This is a genomic window from Methylocystis bryophila, from assembly GCF_027925445.1.
GTDB lineage: Bacteria > Pseudomonadota > Alphaproteobacteria > Rhizobiales > Beijerinckiaceae > Methylocystis > Methylocystis bryophila.
In genome coordinates this window covers 3275180-3296410 of the sequence record NZ_AP027149.1, presented here as the reverse complement: position 1 = coordinate 3296410, position 21231 = coordinate 3275180, and the positions used below count along the sequence as shown (strand labels likewise).

Here is a 21231-nt window from a genome sequence, read left to right as displayed (position 1 = left end):
CAGCTGACTATCTACCTCTTTTGCGTACTCAGTGCATAGGGGTTTCGATTTCCTGAATCCGGCGATTGATGGCGACCGTCCTTTTTGCCTGCGCCAAGTGTATGGGCGCTTCCAGCATTCCGCCCCAGGGGGCGGCGACGACGCCTTTGCCGATGTTTCCTGGCAGGCCAAAGATGTCGATTATTCTTTGATCGCGCGCGACCTCGTTGGCGGTCGGACGGAATATGTCGTTGGCGATGTTGATCTGAGTCGGATGGATCAGCGTTTTACCATCAAATCCGAATTGTTGCCCTTGCCGGCACTCCGCTTCGAACTCGGCGGCGATCGCCTTATTCTCATCCTCGCTTTTGTCTTTGCCGATGAATTTGTTGAAGACGCCGTCCAGAACGTGCAAGTCATTATCGCGCGCGGCGATCACGAGCTGGGCGAGCGCATATTGAAGCGGCTCCCGCCGCGGCGCGTCGAGAGCCCGCATTTCCTTTCGGATGTCATTGGCGCCGAAGACCAGGGTCGTGAGGCGCGAACACGGCTCCCTTCCGATGGCGGCGATTCTGGGGAGGGCGCCGTTGAAGCAGGCGACCGTCTCCGCCATGACCCAGAGCTCGGTGTGCGGGGGAGCGGCTTTCATCGCGGCGAGATAGGTCCGCACATCCCGCTCCGAATTCACCTTCGGCGCCAGGATCGCGTGCGGGCCCGCCTTCACCGCGGCTCTCCAATCCTCAGGCCCCCATTCTGTGTCCAGAGCGTTGCAGCGTATGATGACGGTGCGGTGTCCAAAATTGCCGCGCTTGACGGCGTCCAGAACGTGATCGCGCGCCGCCGCCTTGCTGTTGGGCGCGGTCGAATCCTCGAGATCGAGAATGATCCCGTCCGCCTGACTGGAAAGCGCCTTGGCGATTTTCTCGGGGTCGGTCCCCGGCACATACATGACGCTTCGCAGGATCGGAAAATTGTCGCTCATGGCTGGCGTCCTTTCACCAGAGGAGAAGCTCGAGCGATTAGTTGTGCTCCACTATTGATAAGACAAGCGCCTATCGTTCAGGCCAAGATGATCTTCGCTGCTGGCTATTGGATGGCGCATTTCGGCGTGGCCGCCGGGGTCGATGTCGTCCTGATGCAGGGGCGGGACGCGAATTTTGCGAAATCGACCTTCGAGTCCCGGCGCTCCGGTGGAGCCATGGCCGCGTTCCTACCGCAGGCGTTCTCGCGAGACGCACCCCGACAGGAACAGCCGCAGCACAAGGAACTGATCGGCCGCGCGGCTCTTCGCTCCCAGCTCCATGAAGCTCCAAAAATCGGAGAGGATCATCTTGCAAACCGTCCTCTCGCCCCATTTCAGGTTAAGACGGTAGCTTTCAAGCAATGACCTGTGTTTGCTGCAGAAAACAGTGGGTGATGGTAGCTCTGCTAGTGCAATACCAACGTATTGTGCGCATTCTGCTTCGCTCATCATGCTGTATCCTCCTTGAATTACATCTAGCACAGTCAGCCGCAAGTTTTGTGACCCTTTCTTTGCTGCTTGAATTCTCAGCCATTGCTGCAGCGCACTCTCATCCAATTGCATTGCCATATGTTAATTATTTGTTGCCGGCGCCCCGTCCGGCCGCCCGGCCGTTGCTCGCCCGCCGCCAAAAGTCCTTGCCCCCGTGGCCGGCCCGAGGCAAAACGCGCCCAACGAGCCGCAGTGTGCGGCGCACGCCTTCACGGGAACTAACCATGAACAAGCCTATTGGAGCCCGCGACGGCGCGGCGGCGATCTACGCGCGCTATCGCCGCGAGGACCTGCCGATGCCGCCCGAATGGAACGAGACGCTCGAGCTCATCCTCGCGCACCGGTCCTACCGCAATTTTCTGCCTCAAAAGCTCCCGTCGGGCGCGCTGGAGACCATCATCGCGGCGGCGCAATCGGCCTCGACCTCTTCAAATCTGCAAGTGTGGAGCGTCGTCGCCGTCGAGGACCAGGAACGCAAGAACCGCCTGGCCGAGCTTGCCGGCGGCCAGCAGCATGTGCGCGACTGCGCGGTGTTCCTGATCTGGCTCTCCGACCTCTCCCGGCTCGAGCGCCTGGCCGAGATCAATAAGCGCGAGGCCTTGGCGCTGCCCTATCTCGAGCTTTTCCTCACCGGCGCGGTGGACGCCGCGCTCGCCGCGCAGAACGCCGTCGTCGCGCTTGAATCGCTTGGGCTCGGCTCGGTCTACATCGGCGCGATGCGCAACCACCCGGAGGAGGTGGCCAAGGAGCTGAACCTGCCGCCCAACGTCTTCGCCGTCTTCGGCATGGCGGTGGGGGCGCCCGATCCCACCGTGCCGACGGGGGTGAAGCCGCGGCTCGGCCAGGCCGCCGTGCTGCATCGCGAGCAATATCAATGGGGCGAAGCGCAGCTCGAGGCGGTCGCGACGCTCGACGCGAAATTCCGCGATTTCCAGAAGGAGCAGGGTTTGCCGGAGCAGGGCTGGGTCCGCCAGGTGCTCTCGCGCGTGCGCGGACCCGACGCCATGAGCGGCCGCGCTCGCCTCCGAGAAGCGCTGGAGGCGCTCGGCGTCGGACTAAAATAGTTTTCAAGCTTTTTTTTTCCAGCACTGGTCGACGCGGCGGCAACCGATAACTCTATGCAAACTCCGGATTTGCGCTCATCTGCGGTTCCGGGGTAGGGATACGGTTCCGTTTGCGGTCGACGGCGCGAAAATCGGCGCCCTAATGGAGATGAAGCTTTGACGGCGTCGCCCAAGCCCCTTTTGGATCAGGTCGCGACCCCTCAGGATTTGAGGAAGCTCAGCCCCTCTCAATTGCCGCAGTTAGCGGATGAATTGCGTCGCGAAACGATCGAAGCGGTCTCGGTGACGGGCGGGCATCTTGGAGCGGGACTGGGCGTCGTCGAGCTCACGGTCGCGCTGCATTATGTGTTCGACACCCCGCGCGACCGAATCATCTGGGACGTGGGCCATCAGACCTATCCTCACAAGATTCTGACCGGCCGGCGCGACCGGATCCGCACCCTGCGCCAGGGCGGCGGCCTCTCGGGCTTCACCAAGCGCGGAGAGAGCGAATATGACGCTTTCGGCGCCGGCCATTCCTCGACCTCGATCTCGGCGGGGCTCGGCATGGCCATCGCCCGCGACCTCTCGGGCGGCGAGAACCACGTCATCGCGGTGATCGGCGACAGCGCCATGTCTGCGGGCATGGCCTATGAGGCCTTGAACAACGCCGGCGCGCTCGACTCGCGCCTCATCGTGATCTTGAACGACAACGACATGTCGATCGCGCCGCCGACCGGCGCGCTCTCGGCCTATCTGGCCCGCCTCGTCTCGGGCAGCGCCTATCGCTCGATGCGCGTCGCCGCGCGGGAGATCGCGAGCCGGCTGCCGCGCGTCTTCTACGACAAGGCGCGCAAGGCCGAGGAGTTCTCGAGGAGCTTCCTCACCGGCGGCACCATGTTCGAGGAGCTCGGCTTCTATTATGTCGGGCCGATCGACGGGCATAATCTCGACCACCTGCTGCCCGTGCTCATCAACCTGCGCGACAAGGACGAAGGGCCGGTCCTCGTCCATGTCATCACGAAGAAAGGCAAGGGCTACAAGCCCGCCGAGGATTCCGACGACCGCTATCACGGCGTCAACAAGTTCGACGTCGCCACCGGCGCGCAGGTGAAGCCCAAGGCCAATGCGCCCTCCTACACGGGCGTCTTTGCGCGTTCGCTCGTCGCCGAGGCCGAGCGCGACGAGAAGATCGTCGCGATCACCGCGGCCATGCCCGGAGGCACGGGGCTCGACATTTTCGGCAAGGCTTTTCCCGAGCGCACCTTCGATGTGGCGATCGCCGAGCAGCACGCTGTCACCTTCGCGGCGGGCCTCGCCGCCGAAGGCTACAAGCCTTTCTGCGCGCTCTATTCGACCTTCCTGCAGCGCGGCTACGATCAGGTCGTGCATGACGTGGCCGTGCAGCATCTGCCGGTGCGCTTCGCGATCGACCGGGCCGGGCTCGTGGGCGCGGACGGGCCGACCCACGCCGGCGCTTTCGATCTCTCCTATCTCTGCTGTCTACCCGGAATGGTCGTGATGGCGCCTTCCGACGAGGCGGAGCTCGTTCATATGGTCGCAACCGCCGTCGCGCATGATTCCGGCCCTATCGCCTTCCGCTATCCGCGCGGCGAGGGCGTCGGCGTCGAGATGCCGGAGCGCGGCGAAATCCTGGAGGTCGGTAAGGGCCGCATCGTCCGGCAGGGGCGCGATGTCGCATTGCTCTCGCTTGGCACACGGCTCTCCGAAGCCCTGAAGGCGGCCGAGGAGCTCGAGCGGCAGGGCATTTCCGCGACTGTCGCAGACGCACGCTTCGCCAAGCCCATCGACCGCGACCTCGTGCGCGCGCTCGCCTTGAGCCACAAGGCGCTGATCACGATCGAGGAAGGCTCGGTCGGCGGCTTCGGCGCGCAGGTGGCGCAGTTCCTCTCGGACGAAGGCCTGCTCGACGGGACGCGCGGCGCTTTCCGCTTCCGCCAGATGACGCTGCCCGACAGCTACATCGACCATGACGGCTACGATAAGATGATCGCGAAGGCGAAGCTCGACGCAGCTTCGATCGCAGCGCTCGCAACGCAGGCGCTCTCGACACAGGCGCTTGGACGTGGAGAACCGGCCAAGGTGCGGCTGGCTTGAGAAGCGCGCGCGCCGCGCAGTCGCTAATTTCGCTCGCGGCGGAAGCGCCGCGGGAATAGAATTGCGAGGTTAAGTTTTTAGGCGGGGCAGGCCGAAAGATCCTAGGCCGCCCGATGCCACAATCCGCCGGGGCTGTGGTCATGTCACTGAGAACAGTCTTCGTTGGCGCTTGCTTCGGCTCGGGATTGGAGGGTGAGGGCCCTCCGGAATCGCTCATCGATTACGCCGCGGGACTGGCCGCCTCGCAGGAAGCGCATCTTTCCGTGGCCCTGGGCGTTCTCGATATTGTTGTCCGTTCGGCGTTTACCGCCGGCTTGCAGCAGCTCGTCGAAAGCTTCAATCGGGAGCAGCGCGAGAAAGCGCAATCCTTCGCCGACCAGCTGACGTCTCGTCTCAACGCTTCAGGGGTCGTCAGCGACATTGAGGTGGCGCTGGGGCCGTACGCGAGCGTCGCGCCGCGCTTCGTTCAATTGGCGCGGCTCGCAGATGTCGCGATATTGGAGCCGAACAATCAGGCCTTCTCGCTTCGCGAGGGGCTCTTGGAAGAGGTTCTCTGCGAATCCGGCCGTCCTGTGATCCTCGTTCCAAAAAACTGGAGCAGGAGAGCGGGCGCCCGGCGGATCCTTGTCGCCTGGGACGGCGGCGCGAAATCGGCGCGGGCGATCGGTGACGCCCTTTCGCTCTTGGAGGCGGCGCAGGAAGTCGAGATTGTTTCTGTCTCTGGAGACGTCAATCCGACGAAGCGCCTGGACGGAGCAGAGATCGCCCCCCATCTTGCGCGTCATTGCCGCTCTGTGACGGTCACCCCGCTCTCCTCGAGCGAGGGCGGCGACATCCCCGCCTCGCTTGCGGCCCATGCGAGGCTGACAGGCGCTGATCTCATGGTCATGGGCGCCTACGGGCGTGCAAAGATCAGCGAGCTCCTACTCGGGGGCGTGACGCGCTCCATGATCCTCGAGCCACCAATCCCTGTGTTCATGTCCTACTGAACGGCCATTTGGGAGACGCCTCAAGCACCCTCAAGCATGTCACGGAAATGTGCGAAGCGGTGGCGGCGTGATCCAAGCGGCGCATGAAGGCTGACGCGGGCGTCCCGGTTCGGGGGAGCCAAGGAGCAGTGATGGACCCAGGCGTCTCGGAAGGATCGAACGACGCCCCGTGGCACTGCTTGTCGACGACTGAAAGTCTGCAGCGACTTGCTTCGTCCTCGCACGGTCTTACGCGGTCGCAGGCTGACGAAGCGCTCGCGCGACACGGGCCAAACACGATTACGGTTTCCGAGGCGTTCAGCCCTTGGACGATTTTCCTGTCTCAATTCAAGAGCGCTCTGATCTGGATCCTCGTCGCCGCCAGCATCGTGTCAGGCGCGCTTGGCGAATCTGAAGATTCAATCGCCATTCTCGCTATCGTGGTCTTGAACGCGTTGGTCGGCTTTTATCAGGAATATAGCGCCGAAAAATCCATCGCAGCGCTCAAACAGATGGCCGCGCCCAGGGCCAGAGTCATACGAGACGGGGAAGCTCGGACCATCCCGGCCTCCCGGATTGTGCCGGGCGACATCATCGAATTCGAAGCGGGCGATCTGATCGCGGCCGACGCAAGGTTGATCTCGGCGTCAGCGCTTTCCTGCGTGGAGTCCGCTCTGACGGGCGAGCCGGAAGCCGTCGTCAAGCAGCCGGGAGCTTTGCAGGAGCGCAATCTTCCGGTCGGCGACCGGGTCAATATGGTCTTCTTGGGCACGAGCGTCGCGGCGGGCGTGGGCCGGGGCGTCGTCGTCGCCACGGGGATGCAGACGGAAATCGGCCGCATCGCCGCATTGATCCGGGAAGCTGGCGAAGGCCGGGAGACGCCGCTCCAACAGAAGCTGGATCGATTCGGCCGGACACTTCTTTGGGCCACGCTCGGTATTGTGGCGCTGCTCTTCGGACTGGGACTGCTGCGCAAGGAGCCGATCGTCGATCTCTTCATGACGTCAGTCAGTCTCGCCGTGGCGGCCTTGCCGGAAAGCCTGCCGGCCGTCGCAACCGCGGCGCTCTCGCTCGGGGTGATGCGCATGTCGAGGCGGCGCGCGCTCGTCCGCCGGCTGGCCTCGGTGGAAACGCTCGGCTCCACCAATGTGATCTGCTCGGACAAGACTGGGACGCTGACTGAAGGGAGGATGTCGGCGCAGACGATGTTCGTGGCGGAGCGAAGATACGAGATCGAGGGAGAAGGCTACGAGCCCCGCGGGGCGATCCGCTCAGGCGGCGTCACGATCAGTCCGGAGGGGGACAGCCCCTTGAGGAAGATGGCGGACAACCTCGTCGGCTGCAACAACGCGCGTCTCGAAAGCGTGGGAGATTCCTGGACAGTCATCGGAGATCCGACGGAGGGCGCCTTGCTCTGCGCAGGACTCAAATCTGGCGGCGATCCCGTCGCGTTAGAGCGAGCCTGTCCCCAGCTCTACGAGATCCCTTTCGACTCCGATCGCAAGCTGCACTCGACGCTTCGATGGCTCGCCGAGGGGCGCGTCCGCCTGCTCACGAATGGCGCGCCCGAAGCCTTGCTCGCGCGGGCCTCTCAGGTTCTGGGGCGAGAGGGCGTTCACGCCGTCACGGAGGAAGAGCGTGCAGCGCTGCTCCATCACAACGCCTCTCTAGCGAGCCAAGGGTTCCGCGTCCTTGGCTGCGCCTTTCGCGATTTCGACGCGGCGCCTTCCCCGGTCGATCCTGTAGAGGTCGAACGCGACCTCATTTTCCTGGGTCTCTGCGGACTCCGCGACCCCCCGAGGCGGGAGGCGAGAGAGGCCATCGCGAAATGCCGGAGCGCAGGCATACGGGTTGTGATGATCACTGGCGATCATCCGCGCACCGCCAAGGCCATCGCTCTGGACCTTGGTTTCGAGGGGGATGGCGAAACGGTCACGGGCGTCATGTTGGACGCGCTCGACGACAATGCGCTGGCGGCGCGGGTCCCTCGCATCTCGGTCTATGCGCGCGTGAGCGCGGCGCACAAATTGCGCATCGTCCGCGCCTGGCAGGCGAACGGCGCCGTCGTGTCCATGACCGGAGACGGCGTCAACGACGCGCCGGCTATCAAGGGCGCCGACATCGGCGTGGCCATGGGTTTGAGCGGCAGCGAGGTCACAAAGCAAGCTTCGGACATGATCATCACGGACGACAATTTCGCGACCATCGTCGACGCCGTTGAAGAAGGACGGGGCATATTCGAAAACATCAAGAACACGCTGCAATATCTGCTTTCCTGCAACGCCGCCGAGCTGCTGCTGATGACGGTCTGCATCGTGAGTGGCTTTCCGTCGCCGCTGCTTCCCATTCACCTGCTGTGGATCAATCTCGTGACGGACGGCCCGCCGGCCCTTTGCCTCGCCGCGGATCGCGCCAATCCCGAAGTTATGAGCCATCTCCCGCGTGATCGCGACCAGCCGCTGACGGACAGGAGCTTTCTCGAAACGATGCTGCTCACCGCAGCGCCTGTCGCCGCCCTTACCTTTCTGGTCTTTCTCTATGGATTGCAAACCGGGGGACTGACTCTCGGGCGCTCCTACGCCTTCACATCGATGGTCTTCTCTCAATTGTTCGTGGCGCTCAGCGCGCGCAACGGCATGACGCCCTTTTGGCGCCGCAACCCGCTGTCGAACCCTTATTTGATTGTCGTGACAGGCGCGTTGATCTTCATCCAATTGAGCAGCCACCAGAGCGCTTCTTTCGCGCATCTCCTCCAAGTGGCGGAGCTCTCTCTTCATGAGGAAATTTTGCTTCTCGCCGCTTCAGCCACGCCGATGCTGCTCTTGGAGCTCGTCAAATCGGCGTCGCATTTCGTCGCTTCCCAGGAAGCTGGAGCCGCGGAGCCTCGCAGGCCGTGGATGAACTGGATCACAGCAGGCGTCATCCTGGCGGGGGCCGCGGGCGCGTGGCTGCAATGGCCGGCAAGAGAAGGGACGTCAGCATCATACGTAACGGGCGGTGTCGAGCGCAGGCCCGTGCGCCGCACGATCGACGCAACGATCGAGCCCAGAAAGACGCAGGTTCTTTCCCCCATGCCTGGCGTCGTCCGCTTCCACGATTGCGAGGTCGGAAGCCTGGTCGTCGAAAATCAGCTGTGCGCCGCCATCGAGGACGGGGCCTCTCGCGCCGAGACGGCGCGGCTGCAGGCGGCGGCTGCAAAGACGCGCGCGGTCGCGGCGAAGCAAGAGATCCGCCTTTTGGGCGCGCGAAAGGCTCTCGCACAGGCCCGCGCTGCAAAAGCGCGCAGGCGCATCCTCGCGGCGCAGAGGCGCTACGAGGAGATCAGGAGAGCGTTGCTTCAGCTCAACACCCTGGCGGTACGCTATGAGGCGGCGTTCGCCAGAGTCGAGCGAGAGGGCGCTCGCAGGGAAGTCAGAGCGCCTGCAGCGGGAGTCGTGTCGGAAAGAGCCGCCCAAGGAGCGATTGTCAGGAAAGACGATTTGCTTTTTGTCGTGAACGCCGACGACCGCCTCGGGAACACGTTTGCGATCGCCACTCGCGACATCGAGGGGATAAAAGTCGGCGATCGCGTTTTCGTCGTGGTGGCGGACGAAATGTTGCCCGCGCATGTGAAGTCCGTCGACGAGGCGCAAAAACGTGCGGTGATTGGTTTGGACAGCGGCGCCGAGGCCCGCTTATCGCCGGGATTGACGGCTGTTCGAATTGAGGTCGAGCCAGGCAAGGAGCGGCTTTTCGCGCCCAATGAGGCCGTGCGCTATGCTCAAGAGAAATGCAAGCGAACGCATGAGCGCCACTGTGTTTCGCAGCTTTGGGTTTTACGGGAAGGCAATCCGGTCGTGGTCCCCGTCGAGCTGGGTTCAAGCGACGGCAAGCGCACCGAGATTCTTGGCGGCGATCTGAAGGCGGAGGAGAGTCTCATCCTCGAAGACGGCCGTTGACGAAGATGACAATCGCGTGGAAGCCTCTCAACATCTCGCGCATAGGGAGCGCATAGGGAGAATGAGTCGATGCAAGATCGCCCCCTTCTCGGCTTGATCCTCCTCGCGGTCATGATTGGCCTTGGAATTCAGGTCGTCGCGCCCTTTTGGGCGCCGATCGCCTGGGCTGCGATTCTCGCCTATGTGACGACGCCGATCTATCGGCGAATTTTGCAGCTGCTGAATGGCCGGCGGTCGCTGGCGGCGGGCGTCATGACCACGTTCATGATCATCGTCCTGCTGGCGCCCGCTTCGTTCCTGCTGTCACGTTTGCCTCGGGAGCTCGCGGATAGCTATGAGGAGCTGTCGCGAGCTTTCGACGAACCGCTTGTCTTGCCCCAGGCGCTAACGCGAATTCCCGTTCTAGGTCCCATTCTCGATGAGACGCTCACCAACTTCTGGAACGATCCCGAGATACGGAAACAGCATGTAAAGGATTGGTTGGAGCCGTGGAGCCGAGAGCTCGCCTCCATGGCCGGCCGACTCGGCCGCAGCTTCGCGCAGCTCGCCGTCGCCATCATCGTGCTGTTCTTCCTCTACCGCGACGGAGACGCAGCGGTGCGGCAGCTTCGCGAGGCGCTTCATAAGATCGTGGGCGAGAAGGCCGACAAATATTTTCAGGCTGTCGGCGAGACCACCCGCGCCGTCGTGTTCGGCTTGATCGTCAGCGCCCTCGCTCAGGGGTTCATCGCTGGCGTCGGTTATCAGATCATCGGCGTCGGAACCCCGATCCTCCTCGGCTCGCTGACGGCCGTGACGGCGTTAGTGCCCTTTCTCGGCACGGTGGTCGTTTGGGCGCCCATCGGCATAGGCCTGCTCGTCGCCGGCAAGGTCAGCACGGGCTTAGCCTTGCTGGCTTGGGGGACCTTCATCGTCAACCCCACGGACAACATCCTGAAGCCGCTCTTGATCAGCGGCGCCACGGACGTTCCCTTGGCGGTCGTCCTGGTCGGCGTGATGGGCGGCTTGCTTGCTTTCGGCCTGATAGGGCTATTCTTGGGACCGCTCATTCTCGCGATCCTCCTCACCATCTGGAAAGAGTGGCTAAACGACGAGCCGCAAGGAAGCGCCGCCCCGCGCTGAATTAGCGCGCGTCATTCGCGCGGAATGCGGCGGCTTCGTCAGAAAGGCCGTCGCGGCGGCAGTGGGGCGTCATAGGCGCTGAGGTCCGGGCCTCGACGGTCGCTCTCAAAGGCGGCGCTCGGCGGGGCGCCGCCCGAATCCTGGTCTTCATCCTCCACCTGCGAGCGGCCGGCGCTCGCGATCGAGCCGGTCTGGAAGTTCGGCGGCGGCGACGCCTTCCCGGCGCCGGCGACCGCCGCGGGGAAGGCGGGCGCGACGGTCTCCACCGGCGTCGGCTTGCAGATGATCCCGCCACTGCGCCCATGCATCGCCAGGTCGACGTGAATGTGGTTGTAATGGAAGGGGTTCGAGCCCGGCGAGAGCACGGTGGAGAAGTGGCGGCAGGAGCCTGCGTGCACATCTCGCAGAAAGGCGCGCGTCTGCTCGTCGCCGCGCGTCCAGTCGCGCACAATGGCGATCTCGCGACCGTCGGCGAGCACGAAGCCGCCGATGTCGATCGCATTGCCGAAGGCGTGCTCGGAGAGCGGCGCGCCCCACGCTCCGTTCATGCCGCGGCAGCTGTAGGATCCCATCGAGTTGATCTGCGCGACCGCCTGGCCGAACCGCATTTGTGCGGCGGGCTGGACGACGTCGGCGAGCCAGTCCTCGAGCTCGGCGACCATGGAGCAATCGAGCGTCGCGGTCGAGTTGAAGGCGACGGTCCCGTCTTGCAGCGCCGCGACCTTGAACGGCCGCGTCATGCCGCAAATGCCGGGTCCGTCCATCTCATTCGCCATCTGCACATAAGCGGAGGCGTGGACGCGCTGCTGCGCAAGGCAGGCGTGCTCGCGCTGCGTGCGCCAGGCCGGACGCTCCGGCCCCCCGCAGCCCGAGAGCCCGAAGACCCCAAGGGCGAGCAGGCAAAAGGTCACGAAGGGGGTTACGCGACGCGCCATGGCGCGAGCATTCCCACCGACCCGTTAAAACGGCGTCGAAAATTCTAGTTAACGACCGAAAAGCGGCTCGAAAGCCATTCCGTTCGGTTGCTCCGCAAAAGCTGACAGAGTTTGCGATCCGAATTCACTCCAACCTTTTGATCTAGCTGCGCCCAATTCATCGGCGCCGACGCGCGCGCGGCGCCGTTCCCGCAGGGGGAGCCGCGGCGGCGCCCTTGTCGAGGTTATAGATGTCGTGGCGGAAATGCGTGGCCCCGTCCGGCGAGGCCCAGCCGGTCATATAGACCCAGGCGACGGGCGTCGGGCGGCGCAGCTTGATCGTCTCGGTCTTTCCCTCGTCGACCTTGCCCCGCAGCGCGGCCCGATCCCATTCCCCAGGTTGCCCCGGCTCCTGCAACAGCCAGGTCGCGAGGTCGTAAATGCCTTCGACGCGCACGCAGCCATGGGAAAGAAAGCGGTAATCTCGCTCGAAGAGCTCTTTGTTGGGCGTATCATGCATGTAAACCGCGTCTCCATTGGGCATGTCCAGATGAAGGGAGCCGAGGGAATTCTTGGGGCCAGGGTCCTGGCGGAAGGTGAACATGGCGGCGCGCTCGGAGGAGAGCCCGCGCAGGCGTCGCAGGTCGACCTCGCGCCCGCGGCCGTCGAAGACGCGGATCTGCCGGCTGGCCAGATAGCTCGGATTGCGGCGGAGCGCCGGCGCCAGCTCCCGCTTGACGATCGAGGCTGGAACCGTCCAGGCCGGGTTGACGAGGACGGATTGGATATTTGCCGTGATTTGCGGCGAGGCGTTCTTCGGGTCGCCGACAATGGCGGTGAAGCTTTCGCGCCTTCGGCCATCCTCCACCGTCTCCACTTCGGCCGCCGGGAGATTCACGTCGACATAGCGCTCGCCAAAGTTGAACTTCATCTTCGAGAGCCGCGCCGCAGTAGCCGCGAGCGCGTGCGCGCGTTCGGCCGCTGAAACGTTCAATTCACGCAGTGTCGCAGGAGACACGGTTCCCGTCTCCTTCAGTCCCATGTGTGACTGGAACCGTTTCAAGGCGTCGGTGAGCTTCTCGTCCCAGACCGGCCCACTCGCATCCTCGCGCGCGAGATAATTCTCGGCGGCCAGTCTCTGGCGTAGGTCGATGACCGGCTTTCCTTTGGCTTTTGGGCCGACGGGCCTGGCGATGCGCGGCCATCCGCCAGAAGCCGCGATCTCGGCGTAGCGACGAGCCGCCTCGGCGGTGGCCTGCGCCGTCTGCGGCCCGAAGTCGGGCGCGCTGGCGTCCTCCTGCTCCGGCGCCCGGGGCGGCTGCGTGTCGTTCTGCGTGTCGCTTCGCGGCGTCTCGCTCTTTGGCGCGTCGTTCTGCTGCGCATTGCTTTTGGACGCATCGCCCTTTGACGCTCCGCTTTGGGCCGCGAACGGCGCCGAAGCGAAGCCCAAGAAGGCGATCGCCACTATGGTGGATATGAGGCGGGAGTGAATGGGCCCAATCATCGGGAGGAGCTCGTTTCCGGGAGGAGACAGGAGTGGCCTTCGCCAATCCACCTAGAGCTTATTCGTTCCCCCCCAAAGTCCTGCTTGGGGCTTGATGACGGATTTTTTGGTCGTTTTGGCGCTTGACGAGGTCGCCCGCGCGGCTTTCACATGCGCCCGTCGACCCGAGAGGATGGCGCCATGCTTTGCTTGCTTCGCTTCGCCTTCATCACAGTTTTCGCCACAGCCTGCGCCGCCGCCGCGCCCGCGCAGACCCTCGACCTCGCCTCCTCGAACGTCATCGATCTCACCCACGCCTTCGACGCCGACACGATCTACTGGCCGACCTCGCCCTCGGGCTTCGAGCTGAAGCCCTTGCATCGGGGCCTGAACGAGCGCGGCTTCTTTTACGCCGCGAACGCCTTCTGCTCGCCCGAGCACGGCGGCACACATCTCGACGCGCCCTTGCATTTTGGGGAAGGGAAATGGACGAGCGCCGATATTCCCGCCGATCGCTTCGTCGGCCCGGCCGTCGTGATCGACATCGCCGCAAAGGCCGAGGCCAATCCCGACTATCTGCTCAGCCCCGCCGACATTCTGGCCTTCGAGGCCGCGCATGGACAGATCAAGGAGGGGACGATCGTGCTGTTGCGCACCGGCTGGAGCGCGCGCTGGCCCAATAAGAAAGCCTATCTCGGGGACGATACGCCGAACGACGCGTCGCATCTGCATTTTCCATCCTTCGGCCCAGAAGCCGCCGCATTGCTGGTCAACGAACGGCGCGTGCGGCTCATCGGCGTCGATACCGCCAGCGTCGACGGCGGGACCTCGAAGGATTTCTTCGTGCATCGCATCGTCGCCGCGGCCAATGTGAGCGGGATCGAAAACCTGACCCATCTCGATCAACTGCCGGCGACCGGCGCGATCGTCATCGCGCTGCCGATGAAGATCACAATGGGATCGGGCGGCCCGGCGCGGGTCATAGCGATTGTCGCAAAGGAGGGGCGTTAAGATGCGCGTCGGCGGCCTGACGGCGGTAGAACGGCGCTCCAACCGCAGGAGGGCGGCGCGTCGGACTATTCACGGATTGCGGGACCGCTGGGGCGACTCGCTCCTGACCGTGCTGACGATACTGCTCCTCATCATGCTGTTCGTGATCGCGCCGGCGCAGGCCGTGTTCGACGGAGGCTTCTCCTATTTTGCGGCGGGAGTGGCGCTGCTGATGATCGCCGGCGCGCTGATCCTTTCCGGCAGCATGGTCGTCATGGCGCTGATGGCGACGGCCTTCGCGCTGAACCTCTTCGTGGTGATCAACAGGATTCACACCGGGCACGGCGCCTTTGATCTCCACATTATGGCGGCGGGCTGGCTCGTGCTGTCGATGACGCTCGGGGCCGTCGTGGCGCGCGCGGTCTTCGCCAGCGGAGACGTCTCCTATCACCGCATCGTGGGCGCGATTTTGCTCTACATCCTCGTCGCGTTGGCTTTCGTCGCCCTTTATTTGATCGTGGGCCTAATCTGGCCCGACGCGTTCAAAAACGTGGTGTTTGAGGATGCGCCGGAGCTCACGAGCACGCTCATCTATTACAGCTGCTCGACGCTCACGACGCTCGGCTATGGCGATATCGTGCCGCTAAATCCCTTCGCGCGCAGCCTCGCCAATCTTGAGGCGTTCTTCGGGCAGCTCTACCCGGCGATCTTGATCGGCCGGCTCGTGACGCTGCAAATGCAGGGGAGGGGATAGCGAGGGTCGCGAAACGCTCGCGGCCTTCGCCTCGTCCCGTCTTTTCGCCGCCACCTTCTCCGCTCGGCGCGAAGCGCGGAAAGGGCTCCGGCCTCCAGCAAATCGTCATTTTTTCGTCTCCCTTCCCCTGAAAACGACCATCCGCTAAAACGCCCGCCCCTCAAGTCACAGAATCGGAATCCGCCATGACCGCCATCATCGACACAATCGCCGCAGAGCTTTCCGCAAAGCCCTGGCAGGTCGAGGCGGCGGTGGGATTGCTCGACGGCGGCTCGACCGTGCCCTTCATCGCACGCTACCGCAAGGAGGCGACCGGCCAGCTCGACGACATACAATTGCGCAAGCTCGAGGAGCGGCTCGCCTATCTGCGCGAGCTGGAAGAGCGCAAGAAGGCCATCCTCGAGTCGATCGCATCCCAAGGCAAGCTCACCGACGCCTTGCGCACCTCGATTGTTTCCGCCGACAATAAGGCGCGGCTCGAGGACATTTATCTTCCCTATAAGCCGAAGCGCCGCACCAAGGCGCAGATCGCCATCGAAGCCGGGCTGCTGCCGCTGGCCGACATGTTGCTGGCGGACCCGCGCAACGACCCCAAAAAGGCCGCTGAGCCCTTCGTCAACGCAGAGAAGGGCGTTGCGACGATCGACGCCGCGCTCGAAGGCGCGCGCGCCATTCTCACCGAGCGCTTCGCTGAGGACGCCGATCTCATCGGCGGGCTTCGCGAGATCTATTGGGCGCAGGGCGCGCTGAAGTCGAAGCTGCGCGAGGGCAAGGAGACGGCGGGCGCGAAATTCTCCGACTATTTCGATTTTTCCGAGCCGCTGACGAAGCTCCCGTCGCATCGCATCCTCGCGATGTTTCGCGGCGAGAAGGAGGAGGCGCTCGACCTCGAGCTCGTCGCGGAAAAAGAGCCAGGGATCGCGGGCTTTGAAAGCCGCATCGCGCGCCGCTTCATGATCGAGGACAAGGGGAGACCCGGCGACCGCTGGCTTCTCGACCTTGTGCGCTGGGCCTGGCGCACCAAGATCGAACTGCATCTTTCGGTCGATGCGCGCGCGCGTCTTTTTCGGCAGGCCGAGGAGGAGGCGATCAAGGTCTTCGCCGGCAATCTGCGCGATTTGCTGCTCGCCGCGCCCGCCGGCGCGCGCGCGACGCTGGGGCTCGATCCTGGCTTTCGCACCGGCGTGAAGGTCGCGGTGATCGACGCGACCGGCAAGATCACCGCGACGGCGACGATCTATCCGCATGAGCCGCAGCGGCGCTGGGACGATGCGCTGGATACGCTCGCAAAGCTCGCGCGTGTGCATAAGGTCGAGCTGATCGCGATTGGCAATGGCACGGCCTCGCGCGAGACCGACAAGCTCGCGGGCGAATTGATCGCCAAGAATCCGGAGCTGAAGCTCACGAAGATCGTCGTCTCGGAGGCCGGCGCTTCGGTCTACTCGGCTTCCGAATATGCCTCGAAGGAGCTGCCCGATCTCGACGTGTCGCTGCGCGGCGCGGTCTCGATCGCGCGGCGATTGCAGGACCCGCTCGCCGAGCTCGTGAAGATTGATCCGAAGTCGATCGGGGTCGGCCAGTATCAGCACGACGTCTCCGAAACGAAGCTCTCGCGCTCGCTCGACACGGTCGTCGAGGATTGCGTCAATGCGGTCGGCGTCGATGTGAACACGGCCTCGGCGCCGCTGCTCGCGCGCGTCTCCGGCGTCGGCGATCTGCTCGCCCAAAACATCGTGGCGCATCGCGACGCGAACGGCCCGTTCAAGACGCGCGCGGCGCTGAAGGCTGTGCCAAGACTCGGGCCGAAGGCCTTCGAGCAGAGCGCGGGCTTCTTGCGCATCGTCGACGGCGACGATCCGCTCGACCGCTCGGGCGTGCACCCGGAATCCTATCCGCTGGTGCGCAAGATTCTCGCTACGACGGGCAAGGACATCCGGACGCTGATCGGCGACGCGACGACGCTGCGGGGCCTCAAACCGCAGGGCTTCGTCGACGACGCGCATGGCCTCCCGACCGTCATCGACGTTATCGGCGAGCTCGAGAAGCCGGGGCGCGATCCGCGTCCCGCCTTCAAGACCGCGAGCTTCGCGGAGGGGGTGGAAAAGATCACCGACCTTCAGCCCGGCATGGTGCTCGAGGGCGTCGTGACCAATGTCGCGGCCTTCGGCGCCTTCGTCGACATCGGCGTTCATCAGGACGGGCTCGTGCATATTTCGGCAATGTCGAAGAGCTTCGTGAAGGACCCGAGGAGCGTCGCCAAGCCCGGCGACGTCGTGCGCGTGAAGGTGCTGGAGGTCGACGCGCCGAGGAAGCGCATTTCCCTGTCGATGCGCCTCGACGATGAGGCGGCGCCGCGTTCTCAGCGCGAGCAGAAGAGCGCGCCGCTGCAGCGCCGCGACGGACCCGCGCGCGCCGCGCAGCCGTCAGGAGGCGCGCTTGGCGACGCGCTGATGAAAGCGATGCGGGAGACCAATGGGAGAGGGCGGTAAGGGCAGGATACTGCGCCCCCTCCCCATCCCTCCCCCGCTTCCGCGGGAGAGGGAGCAGACATGGGTCATGACCCAAGTTCCGCGTAATGCCGATCGTTAGGGTCCCCTCTCCCGCGATAGCGGGGGAGGACAGGGAGGGGGCCTTCCGCTCTTTCGCAACCCGCCGGCTTCCCCTAAATACCCGCCTCAACAATCTTTCACGGAGCTCCTGAAACAATGATCGGACGTCTCAATCACGTCGCCATCGCCGTCGCCGATCTCGGCAAAGCGACGCAGACATACGCCGGGACGCTCGGCGCCAAGGTCTCGAAACCGCATATCGTTGCGGAGCATGGGGTCACGGTCGTCTTCGTCGAATTGCCGAACACCAAGATCGAGCTGCTCGAGCCTTATGGCGACAGCTCCCCCATCGCGGGCTTCGTCGAGAAGAATCCCGCGGGCGGCATTCACCATCTTTGCTACGAGGTCGAGGACATCTTCGCGGCGCGCGACAGGCTGAAAGCGGAAGGCGCGCGCGTGCTCGGAGACGGCGAGCCGAAGATCGGCGCCCATGGCAAGCCGGTGCTGTTTCTGCATCCCAAGGATTTTTGCGGCGCGCTGATCGAACTCGAGCAGGCGTGACAGAAGAGCTGCACAGACTGCAAGACGAGAGCGCAAGCTTGAACGCGGGCGCCGCGCAAAGAGAGGCGACGGAGCGCGCGCCGTCGCCCCGCGTCGCGCTCTTCACCGACAAGATCGACTGGCATGTCGAAGCCTTCGCGCGCGCGCTGCGGCGGTTTGGAGCGACGGCCGTTCCGGTGCGGCTCTCGTCTTGCAAGATCGACACGACGCGCCCGCAGGGCCTGGCGATCCCCGGCTTTCACAAAAGCCTGCCGGATCTTGCGGTCGTGCGCGCGATCGGCGACGGCTCGCTGGAAGAGATCACCATGCGGCTCGGCGTGCTGCATGCGCTGCAAGCCTCGGGCCTTCCGGTCGTTAATGACGCGCGCGCGATCGAGCGCTGTACAGACAAGTCCATGGCGAGCTTTCTTCTCGCGCGCGCAGGACTCGAAACCCCCGCCACCTTCGTCGTGCAGAGCTTGCGCGAGGCGCGCGCCATCGCGGCGCGCGAATGCGCCAAAGGGCCGCTGGTGTTGAAACCCCTTTTTGGCGCGCAGGGCTGGGGGCTTCGGCTCATTCGCGATGCGTCCGAGCTGCCCGAGCCTTACGAAGCGCGCTTCGTCTATTATCTGCAGCGTTTCGTCGCGCCGCCTGCGGGGGCGTCGGGGTTCGAGGACATGCGCGTGCTCGTCTCTCGCGGCCAGGTCGTCGGCGCGATGCGACGACGCGCCACGAGCTGGATCACCAATGTGCGGCAAGGCGCGAAGCCCGTTGCGGCGACGCCCTCGCTGGAGGAGAAGCGGATCGCGCTCGCCGCGGCGCGGGCGCTCGGCGCGGACTGCGCCGGCGTCGATCTGATCTTGAACGAGACGGGCGCGCCGCTGGTGCTCGAGGTCAATAGCATGGCCGGTTGGAGCGGTTTGCAACGCGTCACGAATTTCTCGATCGCCGAGCGCCTCGCGCGCGACGCGCTGGCCGCGATCACACCCGCGGGGAGCGTCCTATCGTGAGCGGCGCGGAAAGCGTCGCGGCGGCCTTTCGCGCGGCCTGCCGGGACGAGCTCGAATCTCCCAAGCCCGGAAATGTGCATCTCTTCGCGCCTGGGCACCGCATGGAGGCGCAGGATTTCCTCGACAGCGCCGAGGCGGCGGCGCCGGCCATCGCCGCCGAGGACGCGGGCGTCGGCGCGCGCATCCTCGGCGCGGTCGAGGCGACGCAGGCGCGCGTCGGCCAGAACACCAATCTCGGCATCCTCCTGCTCTGCGCGCCGTTGGCTCATGCGGCGCTACGCTTTTCAGGGCTGCCGCTGCGCGAGGCGCTGGAGCGGACGCTCTCTGGCCTGACGCTGGAGGACGCGCGGCTCGCCTTTCGCGCGATCGCGCTCGCCAGTCCCGCGGGGCTCGGCTCCGCCGCCGAGCACGACGTGAACGCCCCCGCGCGCGTCACGCTTCTGGAGGCGATGCGGGCCGCAGCGTCGCGCGATCGGATCGCGTTTCAATACGCCAACGGCTTTTGCGATATTTTTGGCCAGGGGCTCTCGGAGCTCGCCGCGGCGCGCGCGGCTGGCGCGGAGGCTTGGCTCGCGACGCTACGCGTCTATCTCCGCTTTTTCTCCGCCTTCCCGGACAGCCATATTTTGCGCAAGCACGGCGCGGAGGCGGCTTTGCGGGCCCGCGGGGAGGCTTGCGACTTCGTCTTGAAACAGGGAGACTGGCGGGACCCTGAGAGGGTTCGGGCCGAAGCGCTCGCCTTCGACGCGACGCTGAAAGTACGTGGCCTGAACCCCGGGACAAGCGCCGATCTGACCGTCGCGACGCTCTTCGCCGCGCGCTTAGCGCATGTCCCGGAAAAGTGCGTCGCCTTGACAAAGTCCGAGGGGTCGCCAGAGTAGCCGGCATGCGACGCAAGCTTCGACTCCTCGCGCTCTTCTCGAGCCTCGCGCTCCTCGCGATTGGGCGGCTCGAAGCCGTCGCCGCCGCGGAGCCTGTCCACACGGAAGCGAGCGTTCCTCCTTCCTTCTCGGACCCTGGGCGAAGCCTGCCGAGGCCGGATCTCGGGGGCTTGAAGCAGCTGCGCTTCGTGACCGAGGACGACTATCCACCCTTCAATTTCGTTCTTCCCGACGGAGAGCTGACCGGCTTCAATGTCGAGCTTGCGCGGGCGATCTGCGAGGAGCTCGAGCTCGCCTGCACGATCCAGCGCCGGAAATGGGAGCTGTTGATCCCGGCTCTCAATGAAAATGCCGCCGACGCGGTCGTCGCCTCTATGGCCTCCACCCCTGAGAACCGCGAGCAGGTCGACTTTACCGAGCCCTATTACCTCACGCCGGGCCGCTTTGTGGCGCTCAAGAGCGCGGTCCTGCCCGAGGCGACGCCGGAGGGGCTGGACGATCGAAAAGTCGCGGTCGTGGCCGGCTCGACCCATGAGGCCTATTTGAAGACCTTCTTTCCGAAGGCGCAGATCGTCCCTTTCGAGACTGTCGAGGCTGCGCGGGCGGCGCTAAAGACCGGTCGCGTCAACGCGCTCTTTGGAGACGCGATTTCCCTGGCTTTTTGGCTCAACGGGGCGGACGCAGACGGCTGCTGCGTTTTCAAAAGCGGCCCCTATCTGGACTCGCGTTTCTTCGGCGAGGGCGTCGGCGTCGCCGTCAAGAAAGGCGCGGATCCGCTGCGTCGAGCCCTGGATTATGCTCTCGCCCGCCTCGCCAAAAAGGGCGTCTATAGCGAGCTCTATCTCAAGTGGTTCCCGATCGGGCCGTTTTGATAGAAGGGCGGCGCGCGCCCCGCGCGCTTCCTTATCGCAGAAGTCTGTCAACTTTTGCGGAATTCGCTCGAAAGCGAAAACTTAGAGCAGGTCGTCGCCGCAAAACCGCTTCGCGGTCATCCGTGACATGGCCTAAAGCAATTGCGCGGCGGCGCGCTTCGCCTCGTGGAGCGCCGCGATGAGACGGCGCGCCTCCGACGTCGTGTCCTTCGCACCGACGCGCAGCGCTTTCTCGAAGGCTTCTGCTGCCTGGGCGAGCGGGAAGGCGCCGATTGCTCGCGCGGAGCCCTTGAGCCGATGGATCAGGTCCGCCCGCTTCAGGGCGTCGCCCGGTGCGAAGGGCTCCTCGAGCCACGCCGCATATTGTTGCGCCTGTACGACGAAGAGGCGCAAAAGCTCGTTTTCCAGCGCGCCGTCGCCGAGCGTCTGACGCGAAAGATGCACGAGATCGATGATCGGATCCGCTGCTTCCGCAATGGGGCCGATCTCCTCCTCCAAGTAGGCTGCGGAGTCCATGAGCATCCGTTTTCTCCTGCCATTCAAATGGGAAGAGCGAT

17 protein-coding genes are annotated in these 21231 nt (G+C 64.5%); 12 read left to right on the top strand and 5 right to left on the bottom strand.

What is annotated here, in order from left to right:
- Nucleotides 1–28: 28 nt before the first annotated feature.
- Together QMG80_RS15275 and QMG80_RS15270 are read right to left on the bottom strand one after the other, a co-directional pair.
- Nucleotides 29–961, bottom strand: coding sequence for an HpcH/HpaI aldolase/citrate lyase family protein (locus QMG80_RS15275; protein ID WP_085769960.1), 933 nt, complete (start codon nucleotides 959–961; stop codon nucleotides 29–31).
- 228 nt (nucleotides 962–1189) lie between these two features.
- Nucleotides 1190–1453 (bottom strand): hypothetical protein, encoded by a 264-nt coding sequence (locus QMG80_RS15270; protein WP_158658527.1) that lies wholly within the window; start codon nucleotides 1451–1453, stop codon nucleotides 1190–1192.
- Between the two features lie 263 nt (nucleotides 1454–1716).
- On the opposite strand from QMG80_RS15270, the gene QMG80_RS15265 reads away from it, so the two are divergent.
- The 5 genes from QMG80_RS15265 to QMG80_RS15245 all read left to right on the top strand — a co-directional run bounded on the left by QMG80_RS15265 (nucleotide 1717) and on the right by QMG80_RS15245 (nucleotide 10681).
- Complete coding sequence (locus QMG80_RS15265) at nucleotides 1717–2556, top strand: NADPH-dependent oxidoreductase (protein ID WP_085769958.1); 840 nt, start codon at nucleotides 1717–1719, stop codon at nucleotides 2554–2556.
- A gap of 156 nt (nucleotides 2557–2712) precedes the next feature.
- Nucleotides 2713–4653, top strand: coding sequence for a 1-deoxy-D-xylulose-5-phosphate synthase (gene dxs / locus QMG80_RS15260; RefSeq protein ID WP_085769957.1), 1941 nt, complete (start codon nucleotides 2713–2715; stop codon nucleotides 4651–4653).
- 140 nt (nucleotides 4654–4793) lie between these two features.
- Nucleotides 4794–5642 carry a universal stress protein gene (locus tag QMG80_RS15255; RefSeq protein ID WP_158658526.1) on the top strand — a complete coding sequence of 283 codons (849 nt, stop codon included), beginning with the start codon at nucleotides 4794–4796 and terminating at the stop codon, nucleotides 5640–5642.
- Between the two features lie 131 nt (nucleotides 5643–5773).
- The gene (locus QMG80_RS15250) at nucleotides 5774–9559 is read left to right on the top strand and encodes an HAD-IC family P-type ATPase (protein WP_102938039.1); all 3786 of its coding nucleotides are present in this window, start codon (nucleotides 5774–5776) and stop codon (nucleotides 9557–9559) included.
- Nucleotides 9560–9628: 69 nt separating this feature from the next.
- On the top strand, nucleotides 9629–10681 hold the full coding sequence (locus QMG80_RS15245) for an AI-2E family transporter (RefSeq protein ID WP_085769954.1): 1053 nt from the start codon (nucleotides 9629–9631) through the stop codon (nucleotides 10679–10681).
- 38 nt (nucleotides 10682–10719) lie between these two features.
- On the opposite strand, the gene QMG80_RS15240 is transcribed toward QMG80_RS15245, so the two are convergent.
- Nucleotides 10720–11616: an extensin-like domain-containing protein gene (locus QMG80_RS15240; protein WP_085769953.1), complete on the bottom strand. Its 897-nt coding sequence runs from the start codon at nucleotides 11614–11616 to the stop codon at nucleotides 10720–10722.
- A 157-nt stretch (nucleotides 11617–11773) separates the two neighbouring features.
- Nucleotides 11774–13099, bottom strand: coding sequence for a L,D-transpeptidase family protein (locus QMG80_RS15235; protein WP_085769952.1), 1326 nt, complete (start codon nucleotides 13097–13099; stop codon nucleotides 11774–11776).
- Nucleotides 13100–13279: 180 nt separating this feature from the next.
- Here QMG80_RS15235 and QMG80_RS15230 point away from each other — a divergent pair, with 180 nt between their 5' ends.
- From QMG80_RS15230 to QMG80_RS15200, 7 genes are all read left to right on the top strand, one after another.
- A complete protein-coding gene (locus QMG80_RS15230; RefSeq protein ID WP_085769951.1) occupies nucleotides 13280–14089 on the top strand; it encodes a cyclase family protein in 810 nt (269 codons plus the stop codon).
- 1 nt (nucleotide 14090) lies between these two features.
- On the top strand, nucleotides 14091–14822 hold the full coding sequence (locus QMG80_RS15225) for a potassium channel family protein (protein WP_085769950.1): 732 nt from the start codon (nucleotides 14091–14093) through the stop codon (nucleotides 14820–14822).
- Nucleotides 14823–15007: 185 nt separating this feature from the next.
- Nucleotides 15008–17311, top strand: a complete 2304-nt coding sequence (locus QMG80_RS15220; RefSeq protein WP_085769949.1) for a Tex family protein — start codon at nucleotides 15008–15010, stop codon at nucleotides 17309–17311.
- Nucleotides 17312–17527: 216 nt separating this feature from the next.
- Nucleotides 17528–17932, top strand: a complete 405-nt coding sequence (gene mce, locus QMG80_RS15215; RefSeq protein WP_085769948.1) for a methylmalonyl-CoA epimerase — start codon at nucleotides 17528–17530, stop codon at nucleotides 17930–17932.
- Nucleotides 17929–18921: a RimK family alpha-L-glutamate ligase gene (locus tag QMG80_RS15210; protein ID WP_245300021.1), complete on the top strand. Its 993-nt coding sequence runs from the start codon at nucleotides 17929–17931 to the stop codon at nucleotides 18919–18921. Before mce ends, QMG80_RS15210 begins: the two co-directional genes overlap by 4 nt.
- Entirely contained in the window at nucleotides 18918–19802 is an 885-nt protein-coding gene (locus QMG80_RS15205; RefSeq protein WP_085769947.1) for a triphosphoribosyl-dephospho-CoA synthase, read from the top strand. The genes QMG80_RS15210 and QMG80_RS15205 overlap by 4 nt, the downstream gene beginning before the upstream one ends.
- Before the next feature lie 5 nt (nucleotides 19803–19807).
- Nucleotides 19808–20674, top strand: coding sequence for an ABC transporter substrate-binding protein (locus tag QMG80_RS15200; RefSeq protein WP_085769946.1), 867 nt, complete (start codon nucleotides 19808–19810; stop codon nucleotides 20672–20674).
- A 132-nt stretch (nucleotides 20675–20806) separates the two neighbouring features.
- Here QMG80_RS15200 and QMG80_RS15195 read toward each other — a convergent pair whose 3' ends face one another.
- Nucleotides 20807–21196 carry an Hpt domain-containing protein gene (locus tag QMG80_RS15195; protein WP_085769945.1) on the bottom strand — a complete coding sequence of 130 codons (390 nt, stop codon included), beginning with the start codon at nucleotides 21194–21196 and terminating at the stop codon, nucleotides 20807–20809.
- Nucleotides 21197–21231 lie beyond the last annotated feature (35 nt).

Excerpts from the sequence above, each read along its gene's own strand:
- QMG80_RS15275 (WP_085769960.1), bottom strand. The coding sequence starts at position 961 with ATGAGCGACAATTTTCCGATCCTGCGAAGCGTCATGTATGTGCCGGGG.
- QMG80_RS15270 (WP_158658527.1), bottom strand. The coding sequence starts at position 1,453 with ATGATGAGCGAAGCAGAATGCGCACAATACGTTGGTATTGCACTAGCA.
- QMG80_RS15265 (WP_085769958.1), top strand. The coding sequence starts at position 1,717 with ATGAACAAGCCTATTGGAGCCCGCGACGGCGCGGCGGCGATCTACGCG.
- QMG80_RS15255 (WP_158658526.1), top strand. The coding sequence starts at position 4,794 with ATGTCACTGAGAACAGTCTTCGTTGGCGCTTGCTTCGGCTCGGGATTG.
- QMG80_RS15250 (WP_102938039.1), top strand. The coding sequence starts at position 5,774 with ATGGACCCAGGCGTCTCGGAAGGATCGAACGACGCCCCGTGGCACTGC.
- QMG80_RS15245 (WP_085769954.1), top strand. The coding sequence starts at position 9,629 with ATGCAAGATCGCCCCCTTCTCGGCTTGATCCTCCTCGCGGTCATGATT.
- QMG80_RS15240 (WP_085769953.1), bottom strand. The coding sequence starts at position 11,616 with ATGGCGCGTCGCGTAACCCCCTTCGTGACCTTTTGCCTGCTCGCCCTT.
- QMG80_RS15235 (WP_085769952.1), bottom strand. The coding sequence starts at position 13,099 with ATGATTGGGCCCATTCACTCCCGCCTCATATCCACCATAGTGGCGATC.
- QMG80_RS15230 (WP_085769951.1), top strand. The coding sequence starts at position 13,280 with ATGCTTTGCTTGCTTCGCTTCGCCTTCATCACAGTTTTCGCCACAGCC.
- QMG80_RS15225 (WP_085769950.1), top strand. The coding sequence starts at position 14,091 with ATGCGCGTCGGCGGCCTGACGGCGGTAGAACGGCGCTCCAACCGCAGG.
- QMG80_RS15220 (WP_085769949.1), top strand. The coding sequence starts at position 15,008 with ATGACCGCCATCATCGACACAATCGCCGCAGAGCTTTCCGCAAAGCCC.
- mce (WP_085769948.1), top strand. The coding sequence starts at position 17,528 with ATGATCGGACGTCTCAATCACGTCGCCATCGCCGTCGCCGATCTCGGC.
- QMG80_RS15200 (WP_085769946.1), top strand. The coding sequence starts at position 19,808 with ATGCGACGCAAGCTTCGACTCCTCGCGCTCTTCTCGAGCCTCGCGCTC.
- QMG80_RS15195 (WP_085769945.1), bottom strand. The coding sequence starts at position 21,196 with ATGCTCATGGACTCCGCAGCCTACTTGGAGGAGGAGATCGGCCCCATT.